The following is a 22,497-nucleotide window of genomic DNA, read 5'->3' on the forward strand; positions in this document are numbered from 1 at the left end:
TAATAAAAACAATAGTTAATTTTTATTATTGATTTGTTTATGTACTTTTTTTTGTTCTAATTGAACAACACTTTTTTTAGTAATTTTAATTACTTTTGCTAATCTTTCTAATCTAAGTTGTTTAAATAATAAATCAGTATATTTTTTATTGATTGCATGTAATATTCCAGCCATTAAAAAACTACCCCCAACCCAATTTCCTAATAATGTCGGAATTGTACTTAATCCGAAAAATATTAAAACATGAATAAATTCAGGAGATACTTTTGGATTAGTTCCTGCTCAATCTTGTTTAAAAATACATTCTAATAACATCATTCACATAAAGAACGAATTAGCAGGACCATGTTGAAATCCTCCAATAGCAAAATATAATATTGGAAAGATCAAAAGTAAGATTGCTGAAGTTGGGCTTTTTGTTGCACTTGTTAAAGGCAATGTAGAAGATACAGCCAAATTACATAAAATACCTGAGAAAAAACTATGAAGTATTGTTAACAATACTGTTCCCAATACTAATGTGCCCATTATTTGATCACCAACACCATAAAGTTTATGAACTCCAGTTGTGTATATTTTTTCTGCAATACTATCAGGATCAGTATTATGGAAAGCACCTGCTGCAACGTATGCAAGAGCAAAAATTAGTGTACCTAAAAAGTTACCAATTAAAACTGAGAATATTGCTTTAATATATTCTCTTCCTGATACACAACCTTTAAACATCGGAATTGTCGCAAGTGAGTGACTAGTAAATAATGCTCCACCTAAAAAAGTAATTAAGATGATGCAACCTGGAAAAATGGCTCCAAGAACTAGGGCTTCTAAATTTTCTGGTAAACCGTGCATTGCAGTTATACAAGCAACATAACCAAAGCCAATTATTACCCCACTCATTAATCCAAGTAAGATTTGTTTAATCATAGTATATTGAATTTTTTTAATCGATGCTTTAAAACCACCTAGGGTTCCACAAAGCATGAAAGAATGTTCGCCATCAAGTAAAGAATAATCATAATTCTTTAATTCCTTGATTTCCATTTCTAATTTGTCAATCTTATCCGACATAATATCTCATTTCTATAATTGATTAATACTTTATTAACCTTCTACTTTTATTTCTTTTATATTTTCATTTCTAACAAAAAGGATTTTGCTTCCTGGTTTTGCTCCTCATTTTTTTGCAATTTTTATAATTTCTTTTTCGTCTTCTATAAATTTATTTAAATCACTTACTTTATTCATAAATATTGAATGTAATGAACCAAATGAGGTTCATAATTTTTCATTGTCACATACACCTAAAATTGTAATGTTTGGTCTAAACTTAGAAATAGTTTTTAGTAATTCACCAGTTCTTGAAACAACTACTGCAAAATCATATGCTCCAGACAATGTAGTATTAGCAAGTTGATTTGCAATATCTGCTCTTTTACCACTAGTAGTTTTTTGAGCATTTTCTAATTGTTTTTCATAGTATAGTTTTGAGTAGAATTCCATTTCAGCTCTTTTGTTAATTGCAGCCATTGTTTCTACAGTAATGAATGGGAAATCTCCGTTTGCAGATTCTCCACTTAACATTGTAGCATCAGCTCCAAGTTCAGTTGCATAATAAACATCAGTTACTTCTGCTCTTGTTGGTTGAGGGTTATCTGTCATTGATTCTAACATTTGAGTTGCAACAATTACAATTTTACCTTTTTCTCTACATTTTCTTATTATTTGTTTTTCTCAATAAGGAACATCATAATAAGGTATTTCAAGTCCTAAATCTCCTCTAGCAACCATTATTCCATCAGATGCTTCAATTATTGAATCAATGTTGTCACAACCAACTTGTGATTCAATTTTTGAAATTATTTGTACATTTGTAGCATCTTTTTCTTTTAAAATTTTTCTAATTTCATTAACATTATCTGCTGAGTTTACAAAACTTGCTGCAATGTAGTCAATACCTTGTTCAATACCAAAATTAATATCGTTATAATCTTTTTCAGCTAAAAATGGTAAAGTGAATTCGATTCCTGGTAAATTAACTCTTTTGTTTGATTTTACAACGTGTGAGTTAAATGCTTTACAAGTAACTTTATATTTTTCTACTTTTTCAACATACATTGTTAATTTTCCATCATCAACTAAAACAGTATCTCCTGCTTTTAAATCTTGACTCATGTCATATGACATTTGAAGTTCTGTTCCTGAACATTCTTTAGTTGCAAAATCCTTTGGATCTGTATAGATAGTAACAACTGTATCTTTTTTGATTAATTGTTTACCATCGATCATTTTTCCGACTCTAATTTCTGGTCCTTTAGTATCTAATAAGATTGAAATTGGTTTGTCCATTTCTTTTCTTAATTCTTTAACTCATTCAATTCTTTCACCATGTTCTTGAAAGTCTGCATGAGAGAAATTCAAACGAATTGTGTTCATTCCTTTTTCAAATAACTCTTTAATTGCCTCTTTTGAGTGCACGCTTGGTCCAAGTGTAGTAATTATCTTGGTACGTTTAATTTTATCCTCTAACTTTTTCATTTATCCTCCTAGATATTTACAAAAAAAAAGTGCAATTTCATAAATGAAAAAGCCTTTGTTTTTATTTAATTTAAAACCCTTTAATAATGATGCAAATTTAAAAGTGGTTTTGCACTATAATTATAACTAAAAATAAAAAATATTTACATAAAAAATAATATTTAATTTATGTAATAAATTTACATTTAAATCTCAAAATGTTGTATTGCATAGTTTTTTTTCTAATATATAAATATACTTCTTTTTATTTTGAAGCAAATATTAAAGACGCCTACTATATTTAAAATATATTATTTTAATTAATCTAAGTAAAAATTCAATTATAGGTTTTTAAAAATACTTAGTTTTTTTATTCAATATTGGAGTATCTTTTAAAAATTTATAAAATAAAAACTCCTTATTGTATTTTATAAGGAGAACTTGTTTTAATAATTATTTACTAAATTTATTAACTAGAATATTTATCTATCCTATTAATTTAAATTATTAAGTTATTATCTTCATAAATAAACAAGTGTATTTGCAGTTTTGCCACAACCACATTTACCACAATTGTCTTTTTTTTCTTTTAATTCTATATTTGCAAAATCATCACTCATTTTGCCTCTTTTAAGTGACTCTTCTACTTTTTTACCATACTCTACTGAAGCTAAAACAGTTTTGCCTTCACTTAATAATTTGTTAATTAATTCAAAATCTCCATTAGAAACTTCAACAGCATTGTTTTTATCTAGACTCATATAAATTCTCCTTTCTATAATATAATAATCATGTTAAATTAAATTAATAGTAGTTACTTTAAAGTAACATAAACAAGGAGTAATAATGAGCTATTGTCCGGTAGAAATAAGTTTGAAAGTATTAAAAAACAAATGAACTATTTTTATAATAAGAGAATTACTTGCATCTGAAAAAAGATTTAATGAGTTAAAAAGAAATTTAAAAGGAGTCACAACAAAAGTATTAGCAGAGAATTTGAAACATTTAGAAAATTTAGAAATAATAAATCGAAAATCAAACAATGCTTATCCATTAATTGTGATTTATTCTTTAACTGATTTTGGACATAGTTTAAAAGGTGTTTTAGATAAGTTAGCAGAATGAGGTTTTAATAATCAGAACAAGTTAAATTTTGAATAAATATATAAAACCGCTATTATGAACATCTAAAATAAAATTGACAGTAAAAAAGTACTTTTATTGTTAAAATTTTATTGAAAGGTGTTCTTTTTATATGGCAAAACAATGAACAAAAATGAAAAACTTAATATAATTAATGAATCAAAAAAAATCGGTATTTTAAATGCAGCATTAAAGTTTGATATTAGTACTAGCACAATTAAAAGATGAAAATCAGAGGTAAAAATTAAAGGTGAAGGAGCCCTTGAATGAGGTAGCGGAACCCAGGCAAAAGGAAATATTAAAAAATTTAAATCTCATGATTGAATTTTTAAAGAACCTGATGATATGAGCATTGAAGAATTAAGAGAGGCTTTGAAACTGGAACGTGCTTTAAAAAAGCATTTAGTGAAGATGACTAAGGAAAAGTACTTCGCCATTTTTAATGTTAAAAGAATGTTTTCTTTGAAATTATCTTGTTTATATTTAAAAGTTTCAAGGTATGGATATTTAAAATGACTTAAAAACGAAAAACCAAAGCATAAAAATTATAATAGAATTTTAGCATTTAAGATAAGATGCCTTTTTTACTTGTTTAAAAAAAGATATGGTTATAATATGATAACTTTATTTTTAAACAAATACTTTAAAGAAAGATTAAACCTTGGGTTGTTTATAGATATATGAAAACAATGAGTTTAAAAGCAGCAAAGAAAAAGAAAGTTCCAAACTATGATAAATCAGGTCCATTAAGATTTGAAAATTTACTGAATAGAAACTTTAATTCTAAAAATATAAATGAAAAATGAGTAACAGATGTGACTTATATAAAAACTATTAATGGAAATGTTTATCTATCTGTTATAAAAGATTTATTTAATTCTGAAATTGTTGATTGAAAGTTATCGGTTAGTCCTAATAATAAATTATGTCATACAAATTTAATAAGTTCTATTAAAAAAAGGTGCTCCAAAAATAATTCATTCAGATCAGGAGGCACCATACACAGATGAAACTTGAGAAAGATTATGTAAAAATAATAATATAAATATTTCTATGTCAAGAAGAGGGAACTCCCCAGATAATGGTGCATGTGAGTCTTTTTTTGGAACTTTTAAAAATGAATGTATATATACATATAAAGTAAAAGAACTACATTACTCAAATATTTATAAAATTATCTCAGACTATATAGAGTTTTATAATTATGTTAGACCTTGTCTAAAGCATAAAAAAAACTCCATACGAAATTCGTATGGAGAAAGTATCTTTTTAATGTCAATTTTAATTGATAATTTCATTAAAAGCAGTTTTTATATATTTATATTTTAATTATTTAATTATAATTTGCAAACTTTAATTTCTTCAGATCTAACAACCAAGAATTCGTCACCTTTTTTGGCTCCTCAATATCTTGCAATTTCATTAATTTCATCTTGGTTAGCTCAGCATTTATCAATATCTTTAACTTTATTCATAAATATTGAATGTCATGCACCAAATGCATTTCAAAGTTTTTCATCTTGACATACACCCAAGATTGTAACATTTGGTCTAAATTTTGAAATTGTTTTTAGTAGTTCACCAGTTCTTGAAAGTATTACTGCAAATTCATATTTACCATTTCTTGTAATATTTGCAAGTTCATCAGCAATTTCAGCTCTTTTACCACTTGTTGTTGATCTAGCAATTTCAAGTGCTCTATCATAATAGATTTTTCCATAATAACTTAACTCAGCTCTTTTATTAATTGTAGCCATTGTGTTTGTAGTAATAAAAGGATAAATTCCAGTTGCAGATTCTCCACTTAACATTGTAGCGTCAGCTCCAAGTTCAGTTGCATAATAAACATCAGTCACTTCTGCTCTTGTTGGTTGAGGGTTATCTGTCATTGATTCTAGCATTTGAGTTGCTACAATTGCAATTTTACCTGCTTTACGACATTTTCTTATTATTTGTTTTTCTCAATACGGAACTTCATAATAAGGTATTTCAAGTCCTAAATCTCCTCTAGCAATCATAATTCCATCAGATGCATCAATAATTGAATCAATATTAAATATACCGATTTTTGATTCTATTTTTGAAATTATTTGAATGTGTGTTGCTTTTTTTTCTTTTAAAATATTTCTAATTTCTTTAACGTTATCTGCAGTATTAACAAAACTTGCTGCAATATAATCAATTCCATTATCAATACCAAATTTAATATCATTAATATCTTTATCACTTAAGAATGGTAATGAAAAATCAACACCTGGTAAGTTAATTCTTTTATTAGTTTTAATTATGTGTGTATTAAAAGCTCTAGATAGAACAACACCTGGTTCAACATTTAAAACATTTAATGTTAATTTACCATCATCAACTAAAACTGTATCTCCTGGTTTTAAGTCTTGACTCATATCATAAGATACAGTCATTTCTGTACCTTTACATTCTTTTTCTAAATAATCTTTTTCTTTTGTATAAATTCTTACATCACTACCAGCTTTAACCTCTTGTGAACCATCAATCATTTTACCAATTCTGATTTCTGGCCCTTTTGTATCTAGTAAAATTGAAATTGGTTTTTCTATTTCTTTTCTTAATTCTAAACAAGCCTTAATTTTTTCTAAATGTTCTTCATGTTTACCATGTGAAAAGTTTAATCTTACAACGTTCATTCCTGATTCAAAAAGTTTTCTAATTTCATCTTTACCACTTGTACTTGGTCCAATTGTTGTAATAATTTTAGTTCTTTTTATTTTTTTCTCAATTTTATTTGGTTCGTAAAATTCTATTTCGTTCATAAATTTACATCCTTCCGCTAAATAGCTTTATTAATCTCTCTAATTTTATTGTACTCTTCTGATTTATCTTTTCTTGGCATATTTAAAGTTGATTCAATATCTCTGGCGACTAGTTTATTATCAGACATACCAATATATAAACCACCCTTACCTTCAACTAATTTGTCAACAGCAAATATACCAGCGCTAACAGCTAAATATCTATCCATTGCAGTTGGTGTTCCACCTCTTTGAATATGTCCAAGTATAGTTGCTCTTGTGACATAACCTGAAGCTGCTTCAATTTTTTCTGCAAGTTTATGTGCATCTGGATATGTTTTTTCAGCAATTGCAACTATCACACTTCTTTTTTTCATTTCTGCTAAATGTTTAACTTGTTTTATGATTTCTTCTTCTGATAAAAAACTTTCTTTTGTAGAAAATACCTCAGCACCAGTTGCTATAGCTCCATATAGAGTTAAATCCCCACAACCATTACCCATAATCTCAACTACGCTACATCTATTATGTGATTGCATTGTATCTCTAATAGCATCAATAGATCTTACAACAGTATTAAGGGCTGTATCAAATCCTACTGTATAATCTGATGAAACAATATCATTGTCAATTGTTCCTGGAATACCGATACAATTTATACCCATTTTAGTAAGTTTTTCAGCTCCTTGATAACTACCATCTCCACCAATTACAACTAAAGCTTCTATACCTCTTTTTTTAAGATTTTCTACTGCTTTTTTTCTGATTTCTTCATCTTTAAATTCAGGAAATCTTGCAGATCCTATAACAGTTCCACCTCTTGAAATAATGTTATCAGCAAATATTGCATCAACTTCTTCAATTCAGTCATTATACAAACCTTTATAACCATCTCTAATTACAAACGGTTTGATTGATTTAGAAATTGCAGCTTTAACAACAGAAGATATTGTTGCGTTCATCCCTGGAGCGTCTCCTCCTGATGTTAAAACCCCTATTTTTTTTATCATAGTTTTCCTCCAACTCTATATTATTAATAATAAACCTTATAATTAATAAATACAAAAATAGTTAAAATTCAAGTTTAATAAATTATCATTTTCAATTATCTAATTTTGAAATATCACACGTAGCAAGAAAAGGTAAATTTCTAAATCTTTCTTGATAATCTAAACCAAAACCAATTAAAAATTCATCTCCAAATTCAAAACCATTTCAATCAGGTTTTAAATCAACTTTAATTTTATTGGGTTTTGATGCTAAGGTTATTACTTTAACTTCCTTAGCACCTTTTTTTAATAAATAATCTTTTATAAAATTTAAAGTTATTCCTGTATCAATAATATCTTCTATAAGTAATACATGACATCCTTCAATGTTTACTGAAATATCATTCATTATTTTAGGTTCTTGAACATTTGTAATGTTTCCAGCATAAGAAGAAACTATCATATAATCAGTTATACATTGAAAATTTAATTCTTTTATTAATCCCGCCATGAAAGGAACACAACCTTTTAACAAACCAATTGTAATAACAGTACTATCTTTATAATTTATATTTTTATAATATTCATTTACATTTTTAGCTAATTCTGAAATTTTTGTGTCAATATTTTTTCTATCTACTAATATATCTTTTACTAATGGGTGTTTTACCATTTGATACCTCCAATAAAAATATTATATTACTTCTTTATTTGATTTAAGTAAGAATCTAAAATAAACTTAGCAGCGATTTGATCCTTGTTTTGTTTTTTATCTTTTATGCTATAGTTTGAATTACTCATCATATTGTTTGCCATTCTTGTGGTTAGTCTTTCATCTACTTTAATTATCATATTTTTATCAATTTTTAACATTTCAATTAATAGATAGATAAAATCATCAACCATATCTGCACGATACCCAATTGATCCATTCATGTTTATTGGATAACCAACAATAATTTTATCAAAAGAATTTTCGTTAAATATATATTCAATTTTATTTATAGCTTCTTCAAATTCATACTCATTAAATCTAATTGTTTCATATGGTGTTGCAAAAAAACCTTCACTAACTGCTATTCCAACTGTTTTAGATCCAACGTCAAGACCAATATACTTATACATTTAATGCTTCTTTCTAGATTTATATTGTATTTATATCATATTTTAATTATTAATAAAAATAATAAAAGCAATCATTTATAAATTGCTTTTATTATATAAATATTCAGAATTATTTTTATATATTTCTTGGTCTTGTTTTTTTTCTAAATCATTCAACAACAGTTTTTGAATAATACATGTAAATAAATAAAATTACTCCAGAAAAATATATATCTGACATAAAATGACTTAATGATGTTATTCGCGAAATACCCACTAACATAGTTATTAATGATGAAGAAACTATTGTAAAAATTTTTAGTTTTTTTGTTCTTTTGTTGTTTAAAAATTGAAAGAAAATAAATATGAACAATAAACCAGCAGATATAGTATGACCACTCGGAAAACTATTTCCTCTATCTTTATTAAAGTTTATTTCAAATGTATAATAGAATAATTTATTATCATAGATTACATCATAAGGTCTTGTTCTACCAACAATAAATTTTAATATTTGTACAGTTATTTGAGAGAAAAATATAACAAAAAATGCATATCCAGATCTTTTGCTTACATTAGATAATCAATATATATCCTTATATAATTTCTTTTTATAAATATATATATTCACTACTAAATAGAAAGTTAAACTCATAATTATACAAACTAAACCTGATATTAGAGTTATTAGAGAGTAGTTGTTGCCTTTAATATAATTAAAAGAATCATTGTAGTAATAAAACATTATATTAATACATAAAAATATTATGTTGAAAATAATATATATTATTTTTTTATTTTTAACTGTTTTAATAAAACTAAAATTTATCGTAAATACAAATATTAACAATAAATAATAAATTGGAATAAAAGATACTCCAAGACCAACTTGATCAAAAAATATTGAAAATCAATTTTTTTGTAAAGACAAAGGAATTATACTTGATAGTTTTAAGTCAAATATAATTAAAGGAATAGACACAATCAATAAACAAAACATAATTATAAAAAATATGTGGTGTTTATTTAGCTTTCTATCTTTTTTTAACGCCATATTATTATCACCAAATATATTATATACATTTAAATTGTGAAAAACTTTTAATAACTGCTAAATAAGTTATTATAGTTTTCTCATTCTTTATAACTATAAAAGTTTAATTCAATTTTTTTAAGGTATTTACATTTTTTAAGTAGCTTTGTGTCTTTCCTATAATAATAGTAATAATTTATAATAATTCTAATATTTTCATTATTATTTATTTCATTAATCATTTTAATTATATGTTCATCATTTTTTAAGGAGATACCAAAAAAATCAAAAATTATAATTTCATGTTTAAACTTTTTTGCTTTATATAAAATTCTATTTTTAAAATCCTTATTTATTTTTTTGCGGTTTAGAATTATTTGGGGATTAGGAAACTTTCCACTAATCATTTGCGTATTATTAATTTTACCGTTTACATAAAGATTTTCTGAATGAATAGGGTAAAAAAAATTACTTTTTTGTTCCGGAGTTTTATCGATAAGTTTTTCCTTCAAAAGTAATAGTGAGTCTGTGAAGTTTGTAGTTGCTAGTAAATGATATTTTGTGTTTAAACTTTTATCTTCTATTTTACTAAAAAAAGTATTAATTTTCTCTCCATATTTATTTCTTATAAATTCATAATATGTCAATTGTAAAAAAAGTTCAATTGCGTCTACTTCATTCTTTTTATATTTACTATCAAATTTTTTAAGAAGTTTGTTAAAAAAAAGTTCAATTCCATTTAAAAAACGTCGTTTTCTTTTAAGAATATAATTTATTGTTTCATAAATTATTGTTTCATTTTTATTAAAAAAATCATAATTTATATTTTTAAAATCTATGTAGTTTATTTGTGAAATAAAATCAAGTAAAACATCACTTTTATTAAATTCTTTGTAATAATTATATAAATCATATTGATAATTTTTTATATTTTTGTCAATGTTTATATCAAAACCATTTCCAATTATCAAAACTTTGTAACTCATAAATTAATAATAGCACACCAAATTATATTAAAAACAAATTATAAATAAAAAAACTTTTACCCATTAAGGTAAAAGTTGAATTAATAAATTGATATTATTTTAAATTATAAAATGATTTAATTCCATCATAAATAGCTGCTTCACCTAGTTCATCTTCAATTTCTAATAATCTATTGTATTTTGCAATTCTATCTGATCTTGACATTGAACCAGTTTTAATTTGTCCTGTGTTTAAAGCAACTGCTAAGTCAGCAATTGTTGAATCTTCAGTTTCACCTGATCTATGTGAAGTAACAGCAGTTCATCCAGCCTTTTGAGCCATTTGAATTGTTTCAATTGTTTCAGTTAAAGTACCAATTTGGTTTAATTTAATTAAAACTGAGTTTGCTGCATTTTTTTCAATTCCTTCAGCAGTAATTTTTGGGTTTGTAACAAATAAATCATCACCAACAATTTGGATTTTGCTACCCATAACTTTAACTTGTTCTTGGAATCCATCTCAGTCTGATTCTGCTAATCCATCTTCAATTGAAATAATTGGATATTTATCAACTAATTTATCTAAAAATTCTATCATTTCTTTAGTTGTAAATGCATATTTTTCTCCTGTAAGAGCTTCAATTTTTTTGAAGTGGTATTTACCATCAATGTATAATTCTGAGTTTGCACAGTCCATTGCGATCATAATACCATCTCTACCAGTTTTGTATCCTGCAACTTGAATTGCTTCTACTAATAAATCTAAAGCTACTTCAACTGGTGATTTTTCTTTAAAGTTTTTTAAAGAAATTTCTTTATATGCTCATTCAAAGTGAGGTGCAAATCCACCTTCATCTCCAACAGCAGTAATATCTTTTTTATCATGTAATAATTTTTTTAATGCTTGGAAAGTTTCTGATGCTCATCTTAAAGCTTCTTTGAAAGTTGGTGCACCAACTGGCATAATCATAAATTCTTGGAAGTCAATTGCACTATCTGCATGTGCTCCACCATTAATAACATTTAACATTGGAACAGGTAATCTTCTTCCATTAGTACCACCAATGTATCTGTATAATGGGATTTCTAATTCACTTGCAGCAGCTTTTGCAACAGCTAAAGAAACACCTAAAATTGCGTTTGCTCCAAGATTTTTTTTGAAATCATCACCATCTAATTTACACATGTGTAAATCAATTTCAACTTGGTTTGTTACTTCCATACCAATAATAGCTGGAGCAATTTTATCATTTACATTTGCAACGGCTTTTAAAACACCTTTACCATTGTATCTTTTTTTATCTCCATCTCTTAATTCTAAAGCTTCTCTTGATCCTGTTGAAGCTCCTGATGGAACTTTTGCAGAACCAAATCCACCAAATTCAGTAGTAACATCTACTTGAACTGTTGGAAATCCTCTTGAGTCTAGCACTTCACGTGCAACAACATTAACTATTTTTGACATATTAATTATCTCCTTACAATATTAATGATAACTCTAAAAAACGATTTATTATTTAGATTTGGTTTAAAATGTTTAGAATTTTTTTTAATAATTTAAAAAAAAATAAAAAAAACTCTTTACAATAAGTAAAAAGTTTTTTTATCTAATAAATAATAAAATATTATGAAATTGTTACATTTAAAACAAGGTTTTCTGCACCACCGTATGTAACTGTAACAGTATCATTTCCTTCTTTAACTGCGTTTATTGTTATTTGGAAAGTACCTTTTCCATCATTATCATTTTCAGGTACATCTGAAACAGTAATAATTTCAGATTTTGATGCGTTAGCAGTAATTGCAGATCCTGCTTTTGGATTTGTAACTTTAATAGTAACTACTTTTTTCTTTTCAGATTTTGGGAATGTTATATCATTTCCACCGTCAACACTTAAAACTGGTTTTTGTTCAGTTTGTTTTTTAGTAAAAGTCACTTTTACAGATCCAGTATAATTAGCTGAGTCAGATTTTGCAGATATTGTTGCTTCTGCTTCTTTTATTGAATCTTCTTTAACTTCTACTTGTTCTGAAATTAAACTTGTATTTAGTTTTTTTGCAGCTTCTATAATTGCGCTATCTGTTGGTTTAGAATCGAATTCTAAGTCACCTAATGTTGTTTTTGTAATAATAGTATTTAATTCAACTTTTTCACTTGGAGATGGTGTTTCACCATCTTTATCTTCAACTGTTACTTTAATTGTTTTTGATTGTTCACCATATTTTACAGTAATTGTTGATTCACCTTTAGCTACTGCTTTAACAACTAAATTGAATTTCCCAGTACCTTCAGTATCTTTTGCTGAACTTACAGTTACAGTTGCTACTTCTGCTTTACTTGAAGTTGCACTAATAGCTGAATCTTTTGCTGGTGTTGATGCAACTAATGCTAAAGTTTTATCTTCATCTCCAACTTTCATTTTGAAATCTTTGAAAGCGTCTCCAAAACTAAATGCTTCTTCTTTATTCCCACATGATACTACTGTTGCTCCAGTAGTTGCTACTAAACCAGTAGCTGCTAATAATCCTAATAATTTTTTCATTTAATTTTCCTCCCAGTCTAACTAGTAGACTTATACTTATAATAACATAAAAAGTGTGGTTTTTGGAATTTTTTTTAAAAAAATGAAATGAATTTTACTAATGCGGGTCATTTCTATGTTGTTTTCTTTCGTTTTCGCTAAGTCATTTTTTTCTTAATCTTATGTCGTTTGGAGTAACTTCTACTAACTCATCTCACTCTATAAATTCAATTGCTTCTTCAAGTGTAAATGTTTTTGGTGGAGTTAACTTAACTGAATCATCACTCCCACTTGCACGTGTGTTAGTTAGTTTTTTACCAGTTGTTGGATTAACATTTAAATCATTGTTTCTTGAATGAAGTCCAATAATCATACCATCATATACGTTAACTTGAGGACCTACAAATAAAATCCCTCTCTCTTCAAGGTTATTTAAAGCATATGGTAATGTAACACCATTTGCCATCGAAATAAGAACACCATTTTGTCTACCATCAATTTTACCTTTGTAATCTTCATAACCAATTATAGATTTAACAAAGACACCTTCTCCACGAGTATCATTAATAAATTCTGTTTTGAATCCAATTAAACCTCTTGTTGGGACTTTGTAAACAACTTTATCCCTTACTCCATCAGAGTGCATGTCTAACATTATACCTTTTCTTAAATTAAGTTTATTAATCACTGTACCTGCAAATTCAGTTGGAACATCAATTATTACTTTTTCTACTGGTTCTAATTTATTACCTTTTTCATCAACTTTAAAGATTACCTCTGGTCTTGAAATTCCTATTTCAAAACCTTCTCTTCTCATTGTTTCAATTAAAACAGAAAGATGTAACTCACCTCTTCCAAGTACTTTAAATCCATCAGCTGATGAGTTACTTAAGGGTTCAACACGTAATCCAACGTTAACTTCAAGTTCCTTTTCAAGTCTTTCTTTAATGTTTCTAGTAGTTAAGAATTTACCCACTTTTCCCGCAAAAGGAGAAGTATTTACTAAAAAATTCATACTCATTGTTGGTTGTTCAATTATTATTGGTGGTAGTGGATCAATATTTTCTGGATCACAAATAGTATCTCCAATTGTTAGTTCTGATATCCCTGATACTACAACAATTTCTCCAGCTTGAGCTTCTTTTACAGCTACTCTTTTTAGACCTTGATAAATAAATAGTCCAGATATTTTTGCTTTTACTGTTGTTTTATCATTTTTAGATACAACAATTTGTTGATTTTCTTTCAACACACCTTTAAATAATCTACCAATACCTAATCTACCAATAAAAGAATCATAAGCAAGTGATGATATTTGAAGTTGTATTGGTTCATTTGCAAGTTCTAAAGGATAACATCCAACTTGTTTTATAATAGTTTCAAATAAAGGTTCTAAGTTTTTACTAGTCTCTTCAATTGAATATTGGACAATTCCTTCTCTTGCAATACCAAATAATGTTGGAAATTCTAGTTGTTCTTCATCTGCATCTAATTCCATAAATAGTTCAAGAACTTCATCAACTACTTCTAATGCTCTTTGATCTTTTTTATCAATTTTATTTATTAATAAAATTGGTTTTAGTTTTAATTCTAAAGCTTTTGATAAAACAAATCTTGTTTGAGGCATTGGCCCTTCTGTAGAATCAACTAAAAGTATAACTGTATCAACAGTTTTCATAATACGTTCCACTTCACTTGAAAAATCAGCATGACCTGGAGTATCAACTATATTAATTTTGTAATCTTTATATTCTATTGAACAGTTTTTTGAATATATTGTAATACCTCTTTCACGTTCTTGGTCATTACTATCCATTACTTGTTCTTTAACTTCTTCGTTAGCTCTAAAAACACCTGCTTGACTTAAAAATGCGTCCACCAATGTTGACTTCCCTGCATCAACGTGGGCGATAACCGCAATATTGATAATCTTTTTATTCATAAGTTTCTCCTAATAATTTCTATAAATTAATTTTTTAAGGTTTTATAAAATATATCCTCTGGTAAATCAGAAACCATTTTTGTTTCACTAATTCTTAACTCTTCTTCCATAATTAAAGGTTTTTCTTGCATTATGATTTTTTTAGTTAATTTCTCTTCTTGTTGAATTATCAACTCTCTAAATAATAAACTAAAATAAAATTTTGTTGAATAGTAAATCGCAAAATTATATAAAATAACTTCATTATCAGATTCAAACTCAGTATTATCAGTTTCATCATCTTCTAATATGTCTAACAAGTCACTGATAAGGTCATTTAATCTATAAAACTCTTCTATTAATATATTAAATTGAATATCTTCTTTTAATTTATACAAACAATTAGTTATTTCTTGAATAATAACCTCATATTTTTTAATTATTTTTATTTTTACAAAAGCCTCTTCAAAACCTTTAAGTAAAGAAAAAGCAAACTCTTTAAATGCAAAATCATAAATATGTAAGTGATCCATTGTTTGTTTTTTAGTCTCCATAAAAAACTTAAACGCTGAATCATACACACTTTGATAGTCATAAAAACAATCACACATTGCCATAAGTCTTAACAAACAACTTAAACTATCTCTGTTAACAACCCTATCATCATGTATTTCATTTTTTTCAAATGATGTTTCAATATATTCTCTAAAAGTATCTAAATCCTTTTTTTCAAATCATTCTGTTTGTAAATCATTTAAATATTTATTATCTTTCCCAAATAATGAAAAAAGTATTAATATTTCTCTATTAATTATTTCATATGGTAAAAAACTATAATTGTCATAATCTCTTATCACTATATTCTCCTTAATTTAGATTATTTAAATAATCTAAATAACAAATGTTGATTGCTAAAATTGCTCAGATATTAATAATCATATCATCTTCAAAACCTTCATCTTCTGAGAGTGTTTCTTTAATAAAATTTGACCCATAATTAAATGTATCAAGAGCATTGTTGTTTAATAAATTGATATCTTTTCAGAAGTCCTTATTTAGTTCTTTTTCATAAAAAGTATCTTTTTTGAAGTTATTTTTTTTAAAAATATTATTAACTTCTTCAGTAAAGTTATCTTTTATACCAAATTTTGTATTATTTATTAAAACTATCAACATTTTAATATTATCAAGTTCTTCGTTATCAATCAAAAAAAATAACAAATTATTTAAATATTTTGCCTTTAATTCATCTAATAAGAACACTAAATCTTTAAAAATGTTTATTAATATTAAAGAATCATTCAAACCATCATTTAATTGCATTATCATTGAGGCACAATCAGAAATGATAAGCAGTCTTGTGGCTTGCGATCTATAACCAACATAAATATTATTAACATAATTTAAAAACTCAGTCCTATTTTTTTCATAACTAGATGATACTTTAACAAGTTTTTCTCCAAAATCAGTTAGTGAATCTATAATTTTGCGCTCTTTTTTTGAAAAGTTTTTTAATATACTTTTAGCTGATTCTACAAGTTCTAATCATTCATTATTTTGCATAATTATTCCTCTTATATAATTTCATATTTTTCAAAATATTGCTCAATTATTGTTTTAAATACATTTATTTTTTTCATTTCAACTGCTGCGTAAGGCTCTTGATTTACATCTGGGTGAAATTGTTTTGCAAATTTACGATATATTTTTTTAAATTCTTCAGGTTTTGATAATTTTGTAAGACCAAAATAAGAAAAAGCCTCATTAACTTCATCGTAAAATACAATTGTTTTTGTTTTTTCGAAAAAATCATCAAAGTCTTCAGGTTCTTCTTCAAAAAAACTAGATCTAAATTTAGTACTACTTGTACCAGTTCCATAATTGCTTTGAAACATATAAGTTTCAATGGCAAGGTCTACTGCTTGATCAAGCATTTTAGATCAGTGATAAGTATTTTCATCCCCTAAATCAATAATTTCTTCTATAATTAAATGATTTTTATATGGGTCTAGTTTACGAGAATTAACCAATCTTATTGATTTTTCAACTATACCATCAATTATTTCAGTTGCTGTTCTTTGCATTAAATCAAATAGTCTTTTTAGTGGTTCATCATTAATATCTTTATTTGAAAATGTAAAATTAAATACTTTTCAAAACTTAGTGGTTGTATAATATGTAAATTTAGTTAGCGCCATTATTATTACAGTCGCAGAGTATGCATCAAGTCTAGTAGATAAATACTCATAAAATTTAGCAAATAAACTTACTGCTGGCATTGAATAAAAGTATTCAAATAATTCAAATCTTCCAAATCTTCAATCATAAGGTTCAAAATCATCAGGTAGTTTTTGAACACTTAGAGCATTTTTGATTTCTTTATTATAAAATTCGATTTGCTCTAATAAATTATCTGAACTTCAATAACTTGCATTCATCATTGAACGCTCTCAAGCTATAATACTTGATACACCATCAGAATAATCAAAAACTGAGCTACTTTTATTAAATTCTTTTTTAAGTTTTTTAAATTCTTTTTTTCAACCCATTTTATTTACTCCACTTAATGTAATTATACTTTATATTGCTCCAACTTTTAATATTTCACTTATATTTTTATAATTAGGAAGTATTGAACCCACATAATTTCAAAAACTCTTTGAATGATTTTTATGAACTAAATGAGCAAGTTCATGTACAACAACATATTCTAGTGCTTGAATTGGATAATGAATTAATCGTATATTTAATACAATTTTAGATTTATCTGGATAGCAAACCCCCCATTTTCCTTTTATTTCTTTAACAGATAAGTTTTTAAAATCTAAATTCATATATGCTTTTCAATTGTTTATTACTTTTAAAAAATTATTATGATGAATAATAGATAATTTTTTATACATTTTTTTAATTGTTTCTTGTTCTGTTTCATAAATTTTAAATACATATCCAGGCTGATCAATTGTTGGGTTTTTTGTAAAATAAGCAATTTTATCTTCACCAAATATTTTTACAAAACCTTGACCCTCATTAATTTTAAACATCGCAGCCTGAACACTTATTAATTTTGTTATTTTATTAATATTTTTATATATTAATCTTTCTATTTCTCAATCTTCTGCTTGGATTGGAGCTGTTATAATTATTTTTTTATCAACAACTTTTAATCTAATATATTTTTGTGATTTAAAACTAAGGTGGTATTCAATTTCTTCGCCTTTATAACTAAGTTTTTTTACTATGCTTAAGTTTTTTTGCATCTTTTTTATCCTGCCTCTTTTGTTTTAATTCCATTATATATTTATATCTTTTTTCGTTTTCTAAATCTTTTTGTTCTTTATTTAGTTTTTTTAACTCTTTATTTAAATTTTCCCCTTTGAAATCTCCAAAATTTATTCTTCCTTCAAGAACATGATTCATTAAAGATCTATTTTGAGGATTTGAAATTGATTCTTCTCAATATATTATTTGACACTTACGAGCAAGATCTGCTTCAAATATTGAAAATGCACCAAATATTGCAATAATAATATAAATTGATTGAATTATTATCATTCAAGTACTATAAAAACTATAATTATTTTTTAATGCCGAATAGTATCAATGTGTAACATTATTTTCATCAATTGAAGTTGAACTACCAACTTCAGGATAATGCCCGAAAAATGGAATTGTATATTGTAATATATAAATAACTGAGCAAAATAAAGCAGGTCAAAACAATAGACTAAATGCAAGTTTTGCTCTGCCTTGTCATGTGTTTTTTGTTAAAAAAGGGATTGCAAGTGCAAATACAAAACACGAAATCAAAACAATAATAGCAATTGGTATAAAAATTCAATATGCTATATCGTTATATCATTGTTGATATATTTGGCCATCTCTATAAAGAATTAGAGAAACAGTGTATAAAAATAAATATCTAATACCTGGGTCATAAGCAATCGCTAATATAAACAATATTGGCGCTATAAAAGCAAATATAATCATTGCAATTCTAAAAACAAATATAATTGTATTTAAAGTAACATTACCAGGACTATATTTTCTATATTTTAACTTTTCAATAACCTCTTTAGATTTTTTTAGTTTTTTGGGTTTTTCAGTCTTATTTTTTACCATTTTTCCACCTAAATATCATTTTATCATTATATAAAAAAGAAACTAAACTTATTAAAATTGGTTTAGTTTCTAGTGCTTGTTTTCGTCATTTTCAACTCTTCTAGATATATATTTGTAATTTGTACTTGGACGTGATTGAGATTCGTTTGACCTGAATTCTTCTTTTGTTCTTTCAAAAGATAACGGATCATAAAAGTCCATTAATGTAGAATCGTCAAGATTTTTATTAGTAGATTGCTGAGTATTATTTCTTTCGACTGAAACTGGTATTATTTTATTTTCATTATTTTCAGCTAAATTATCAAGGGTTTTGTCGATTTTTATACCACTTAATTCTCCTGTTTGTTCAATTTCTTTAATTGCTTCTTCATAAGGTTTACTTAATCCGTTTCTCATATTATTTATTTTATTAACTATATCACTTGGGTCAACTGATGCAACTGTATTAAAACTTTGTACGTATTCTTCGCCCATTTGTGGAGATTCAGCAAATTGTTGTTGAACAAATTGTTGTGGTTGTGAATTTTGAACCGCGCCAACTTGGCTTATTTTTGAATCTACTATTAAATTAGTTATATTTATAGCTTGAGAGATTACTAAAAGTGATATACATGATCATATTGCAAAATTTCTTTGTCATGCACTAACGTAAGCATCTCAAAGTGAGCTTGCAGAAACCAATCCAATTGAAGCAATTGCAATTAATATATTTAATACAGAAAATGTTTTTTTTGCATTATCTTTTAAAAATGTACTTAATATTCCAAAAAAGAAGTACATACCCCCAAGAGTTGAATAAATATATTTAAAATAACCATATTCACCATAAATTGTTTGTATGTCTTTGCTAAAATCAAATTTCATTGAATAGTTATTCTGAACATCAACACTAAAAAAAGGCACCATTAGAATTAAAAAAAAGCTAACTAGTGTATAAAAAATAACGTTAATTAAATCAACTTTTTTCATAATCTCCACCTCTTGTATTTACTATATTTTATACTAAAAGTGAGTTATTTACTAGTCATAGACAAAAAAAGATTAACAAAATGCTAATCATCAATTTTTAGTACTGCAATGAATGCTTCTTGTGGAACTTCAACCGATCCAATTGCCTTCATTCTTTTTTTACCTTCTTTTTGTTTTTCAAGTAATTTTTTCTTACGTGAAATATCTCCACCATAACATTTGGCTAAAACATTTTTTCGCATTGCTTTTATAGTCTCACGAGCAATAACTTTACTTCCAATTGCCGCTTGAATTGGAACCTCGAAGTTTTGTCTTGGTATTATTTCTTTTAATTTTTCAACTAAATTTTTACCTCTATTATAAGCAAAATCTTTATGAACTATAGTTGAAAGAGCATCAACTATTTCTCCATTTAATAAAACATCCATTTTAACAAGTTTTGATTGTTTATAACCAATCAAGTCATAATCAAATGATGCATATCCTTTTGATATAGACTTTAATTTATTAAAGAAATCAAAAACTATTTCATTTAATGGCATTTCATAAATCAGAGTACGTCTATTGTCATCAACATATTCAATATCTTTATAATTACCTCTTTTATCTTGACATAATCCCATTAAATCACCTAGATATTCATCAGGTGTCATTATTGTAACTTTTACATATGGTTCTTCAATAAAATTAACTTTTTGAGGTTCTGGTAATAATGCAGGGTTGTCAATTTCAATCAATGTTCCATCAGTTTTAGAAATTTTATAAACAACTGAAGGAGCTGTAGCTATTAATGTTAAATCATATTCTCTTTCAAGTCTTTCTTGTATTACATCCATATGTAATAAACCTAGAAAACCACATCTAAAACCAAAACCTAGTGACTGTGAACTTTCTTGTTCATAAACTAAACTTGAATCACTAAGTGAAATTTTTTCTAATGCTTCTTTTAATTCTTTGTACTTTGCACTATCAACTGGATATATTCCACAATATACCATTGGGTTAAGTTTTTTATAACCAGGTAAAGGTTCTGATGCTCCATTTTCACTTGTAGTTATAGTATCTCCTACATGAACATCTTTTACTGTTTTGATTGATGCTGCAAGTCATCCAACTTCCCCAGCTTCAAGTGAATCTTTTTTTACTTCGAAAGGATTTTTTATTCCTAGTTCTGTAACTTCATAAACAGCATTTGATTGCATCATTCTAATTGATTGACCAACTTTAACTTTACCGGAAAATATTCTTATTGAAACCATAACACCTCTATACTTGTCATAGTACGAATCAAATATTAAAGCTCTTAATTCATCTTCATCATTTGCATTAACTGGAGATGGTATGTATTTAACAATTGCTTCTAAAACATCTTCTATATTTTTACCAGTTTTGGCACTAATCATTGGCGCATCTGAACAATCAATTCCGATAACTTTTTCAATTTCTTCTTTAACTCTATCTGGGTCTGCTGCTGGTAAATCAATTTTATTGATTATTGGGATAATTTCAAGATTATTATCAATTGCAAGATAAACATTTGCAAGAGTTTGTGCTTCAATTCCCTGACTTGCATCAACAACAAGTAAAGCTCCTTCACATGCTGCTAAACTTCTAGATACTTCATAAGTAAAATCAACGTGACCTGGCGTGTCAATTAGATGTAATATATATTCTTCATTATTTTTTGATTTATACTTTAATTGAATTGAATTTAATTTAATTGTAATTCCACGTTCTCTTTCAATATCCATAGAGTCAAGTAGTTGTTCTTGCATATCTCTTTTTTGAACGCTTCCTGTTAGTTCTAAAATTCTATCTGCTAAAGTAGATTTTCCATGATCAATATGGGCAATAATACTAAAATTCCTAATTTTCTTTTTATCCATTTAATGGTTCGTTCCTTTACTTATTTTTATCTCATAGTTTTTTAACATACTCGTGACTAAAAATGCCTTCTTTTTGTTTAAATTTTTCTTTTAATATATCTATACTTTCTCAAACATTTTCCACGATTTCTCTTGAATAATTTCATTTAATTCTATTTCTATTAAATTCTCTTAAATCTAATATTTTGTAACTAAAATCATTAAATACTTTTAAATCTAAATCATAATCAATATATTTGATGGTGTTGTCTTCTAATAAATATGGAGAAGCCACATTACAATAATAATTAATACCTTTTTCTTTAAACATACATATAATGTTATATCATTCATTTGGGAAGAAGAATCATAAAGCAGGTTCTGTAGTTTTTCATTTTCTACCATTTATTTCTGTAATTACTACATCTTTATTAATTACAATTAACATTTCGTCAGTAGAATCTTCTGAAATTTTTATATTTTCTCAAGATCTATACAAATTACCATTATGTTTATAAGCATGAACAGTTGAAACTTTTAAGTCCTTATTATTCATAAAAACTACCCCTTTTTTAAATCATT

At 26.2% G+C, this 22,497-nt stretch carries 24 protein-coding genes; 4 read left to right on the forward strand and 20 right to left on the reverse strand.

Annotated elements, in window-relative coordinates; translation table 4 throughout:
• Positions 1 to 15: 15 nt before the first annotated feature.
• From SLITO_RS04635 to SLITO_RS04645, 3 genes are all read right to left on the reverse strand, one after another.
• Positions 16 to 1,068 carry a formate/nitrite transporter family protein gene (locus tag SLITO_RS04635; RefSeq protein ID WP_075058597.1) on the reverse strand — a complete coding sequence of 351 codons (1,053 nt, stop codon included), beginning with the start codon at positions 1,066 to 1,068 and terminating at the stop codon, positions 16 to 18.
• A 33-nt stretch (positions 1,069 to 1,101) separates the two neighbouring features.
• Entirely contained in the window at positions 1,102 to 2,535 is a 1,434-nt protein-coding gene (pyk, locus tag SLITO_RS04640; protein ID WP_075058598.1) for a pyruvate kinase, read from the reverse strand.
• A 494-nt stretch (positions 2,536 to 3,029) separates the two neighbouring features.
• Positions 3,030 to 3,275, reverse strand: coding sequence for a hypothetical protein (locus tag SLITO_RS04645; protein WP_075058599.1), 246 nt, complete (start codon positions 3,273 to 3,275; stop codon positions 3,030 to 3,032).
• 85 nt (positions 3,276 to 3,360) lie between these two features.
• Here SLITO_RS04645 and SLITO_RS04650 point away from each other — a divergent pair, with 85 nt between their 5' ends.
• The 4 genes from SLITO_RS04650 to SLITO_RS04665 all read left to right on the forward strand — a co-directional run bounded on the left by SLITO_RS04650 (position 3,361) and on the right by SLITO_RS04665 (position 4,986).
• Positions 3,361 to 3,675: a winged helix-turn-helix transcriptional regulator gene (locus SLITO_RS04650; RefSeq protein WP_075058600.1), complete on the forward strand. Its 315-nt coding sequence runs from the start codon at positions 3,361 to 3,363 to the stop codon at positions 3,673 to 3,675.
• Between the two features lie 105 nt (positions 3,676 to 3,780).
• Complete coding sequence (locus SLITO_RS04655) at positions 3,781 to 4,356, forward strand: hypothetical protein (protein ID WP_075058601.1); 576 nt, start codon at positions 3,781 to 3,783, stop codon at positions 4,354 to 4,356.
• Positions 4,338 to 4,688, forward strand: a complete 351-nt coding sequence (locus tag SLITO_RS04660) for a DDE-type integrase/transposase/recombinase (RefSeq protein WP_075058602.1) — start codon at positions 4,338 to 4,340, stop codon at positions 4,686 to 4,688. The genes SLITO_RS04655 and SLITO_RS04660 overlap by 19 nt, the downstream gene beginning before the upstream one ends.
• A gap of 16 nt (positions 4,689 to 4,704) precedes the next feature.
• Positions 4,705 to 4,986 carry an integrase core domain-containing protein gene (locus tag SLITO_RS04665; protein WP_268794783.1) on the forward strand — a complete coding sequence of 94 codons (282 nt, stop codon included), beginning with the start codon at positions 4,705 to 4,707 and terminating at the stop codon, positions 4,984 to 4,986.
• A gap of 8 nt (positions 4,987 to 4,994) precedes the next feature.
• On the opposite strand, the gene pyk (SLITO_RS04670) is transcribed toward SLITO_RS04665, so the two are convergent.
• The 17 genes from pyk (SLITO_RS04670) to SLITO_RS04750 all read right to left on the reverse strand — a co-directional run bounded on the left by pyk (SLITO_RS04670) (position 4,995) and on the right by SLITO_RS04750 (position 22,471).
• A complete protein-coding gene (gene pyk / locus SLITO_RS04670; RefSeq protein ID WP_075058604.1) occupies positions 4,995 to 6,446 on the reverse strand; it encodes a pyruvate kinase in 1,452 nt (483 codons plus the stop codon).
• A gap of 17 nt (positions 6,447 to 6,463) precedes the next feature.
• The gene (gene pfkA, locus SLITO_RS04675; protein WP_075058605.1) at positions 6,464 to 7,435 is read right to left on the reverse strand and encodes a 6-phosphofructokinase; all 972 of its coding nucleotides are present in this window, start codon (positions 7,433 to 7,435) and stop codon (positions 6,464 to 6,466) included.
• 82 nt (positions 7,436 to 7,517) lie between these two features.
• On the reverse strand, positions 7,518 to 8,087 hold the full coding sequence (hpt, locus tag SLITO_RS04680; RefSeq protein WP_075058606.1) for a hypoxanthine phosphoribosyltransferase: 570 nt from the start codon (positions 8,085 to 8,087) through the stop codon (positions 7,518 to 7,520).
• Between the two features lie 26 nt (positions 8,088 to 8,113).
• Positions 8,114 to 8,539: a Holliday junction resolvase RuvX gene (gene ruvX, locus SLITO_RS04685; protein ID WP_075058607.1), complete on the reverse strand. Its 426-nt coding sequence runs from the start codon at positions 8,537 to 8,539 to the stop codon at positions 8,114 to 8,116.
• 115 nt (positions 8,540 to 8,654) lie between these two features.
• Positions 8,655 to 9,572 carry a phosphatase PAP2 family protein gene (locus tag SLITO_RS04690; protein WP_075058608.1) on the reverse strand — a complete coding sequence of 306 codons (918 nt, stop codon included), beginning with the start codon at positions 9,570 to 9,572 and terminating at the stop codon, positions 8,655 to 8,657.
• Between the two features lie 47 nt (positions 9,573 to 9,619).
• Positions 9,620 to 10,537, reverse strand: coding sequence for a hypothetical protein (locus SLITO_RS04695; RefSeq protein WP_075058609.1), 918 nt, complete (start codon positions 10,535 to 10,537; stop codon positions 9,620 to 9,622).
• Between the two features lie 94 nt (positions 10,538 to 10,631).
• On the reverse strand, positions 10,632 to 11,981 hold the full coding sequence (gene eno / locus SLITO_RS04700) for a phosphopyruvate hydratase (protein ID WP_075058610.1): 1,350 nt from the start codon (positions 11,979 to 11,981) through the stop codon (positions 10,632 to 10,634).
• A gap of 160 nt (positions 11,982 to 12,141) precedes the next feature.
• Positions 12,142 to 13,059, reverse strand: coding sequence for a lipoprotein (locus tag SLITO_RS04705; RefSeq protein WP_075058611.1), 918 nt, complete (start codon positions 13,057 to 13,059; stop codon positions 12,142 to 12,144).
• 97 nt (positions 13,060 to 13,156) lie between these two features.
• Entirely contained in the window at positions 13,157 to 14,980 is a 1,824-nt protein-coding gene (gene typA / locus SLITO_RS04710) for a translational GTPase TypA (protein WP_075058612.1), read from the reverse strand.
• A 26-nt stretch (positions 14,981 to 15,006) separates the two neighbouring features.
• Positions 15,007 to 15,816, reverse strand: coding sequence for a hypothetical protein (locus tag SLITO_RS04715; protein ID WP_075058613.1), 810 nt, complete (start codon positions 15,814 to 15,816; stop codon positions 15,007 to 15,009).
• Between the two features lie 10 nt (positions 15,817 to 15,826).
• Positions 15,827 to 16,522 (reverse strand): hypothetical protein, encoded by a 696-nt coding sequence (locus tag SLITO_RS04720; protein ID WP_075058614.1) that lies wholly within the window; start codon positions 16,520 to 16,522, stop codon positions 15,827 to 15,829.
• Between the two features lie 11 nt (positions 16,523 to 16,533).
• Positions 16,534 to 17,508: a DnaJ domain-containing protein gene (locus SLITO_RS04725; RefSeq protein ID WP_075058615.1), complete on the reverse strand. Its 975-nt coding sequence runs from the start codon at positions 17,506 to 17,508 to the stop codon at positions 16,534 to 16,536.
• Between the two features lie 30 nt (positions 17,509 to 17,538).
• Positions 17,539 to 18,219, reverse strand: coding sequence for a M48 family metallopeptidase (locus SLITO_RS04730; protein WP_083433383.1), 681 nt, complete (start codon positions 18,217 to 18,219; stop codon positions 17,539 to 17,541).
• Positions 18,185 to 19,081 carry a hypothetical protein gene (locus tag SLITO_RS04735; protein WP_075058616.1) on the reverse strand — a complete coding sequence of 299 codons (897 nt, stop codon included), beginning with the start codon at positions 19,079 to 19,081 and terminating at the stop codon, positions 18,185 to 18,187. Before SLITO_RS04735 ends, SLITO_RS04730 begins: the two co-directional genes overlap by 35 nt.
• Before the next feature lie 69 nt (positions 19,082 to 19,150).
• Entirely contained in the window at positions 19,151 to 20,050 is a 900-nt protein-coding gene (locus SLITO_RS04740; RefSeq protein ID WP_075058617.1) for a hypothetical protein, read from the reverse strand.
• An 83-nt stretch (positions 20,051 to 20,133) separates the two neighbouring features.
• Entirely contained in the window at positions 20,134 to 21,936 is a 1,803-nt protein-coding gene (lepA, locus tag SLITO_RS04745; protein WP_075058618.1) for a translation elongation factor 4, read from the reverse strand.
• Positions 21,937 to 21,952: 16 nt separating this feature from the next.
• Positions 21,953 to 22,471 carry a DUF402 domain-containing protein gene (locus SLITO_RS04750; RefSeq protein WP_075058619.1) on the reverse strand — a complete coding sequence of 173 codons (519 nt, stop codon included), beginning with the start codon at positions 22,469 to 22,471 and terminating at the stop codon, positions 21,953 to 21,955.
• Positions 22,472 to 22,497 lie beyond the last annotated feature (26 nt).

This window comes from Spiroplasma litorale, from assembly GCF_001267155.1.
In the GTDB taxonomy this organism is placed as follows: Bacteria; Bacillota_I; Bacilli_A; order Mycoplasmatales; family Mycoplasmataceae; genus Spiroplasma_A; species Spiroplasma_A litorale.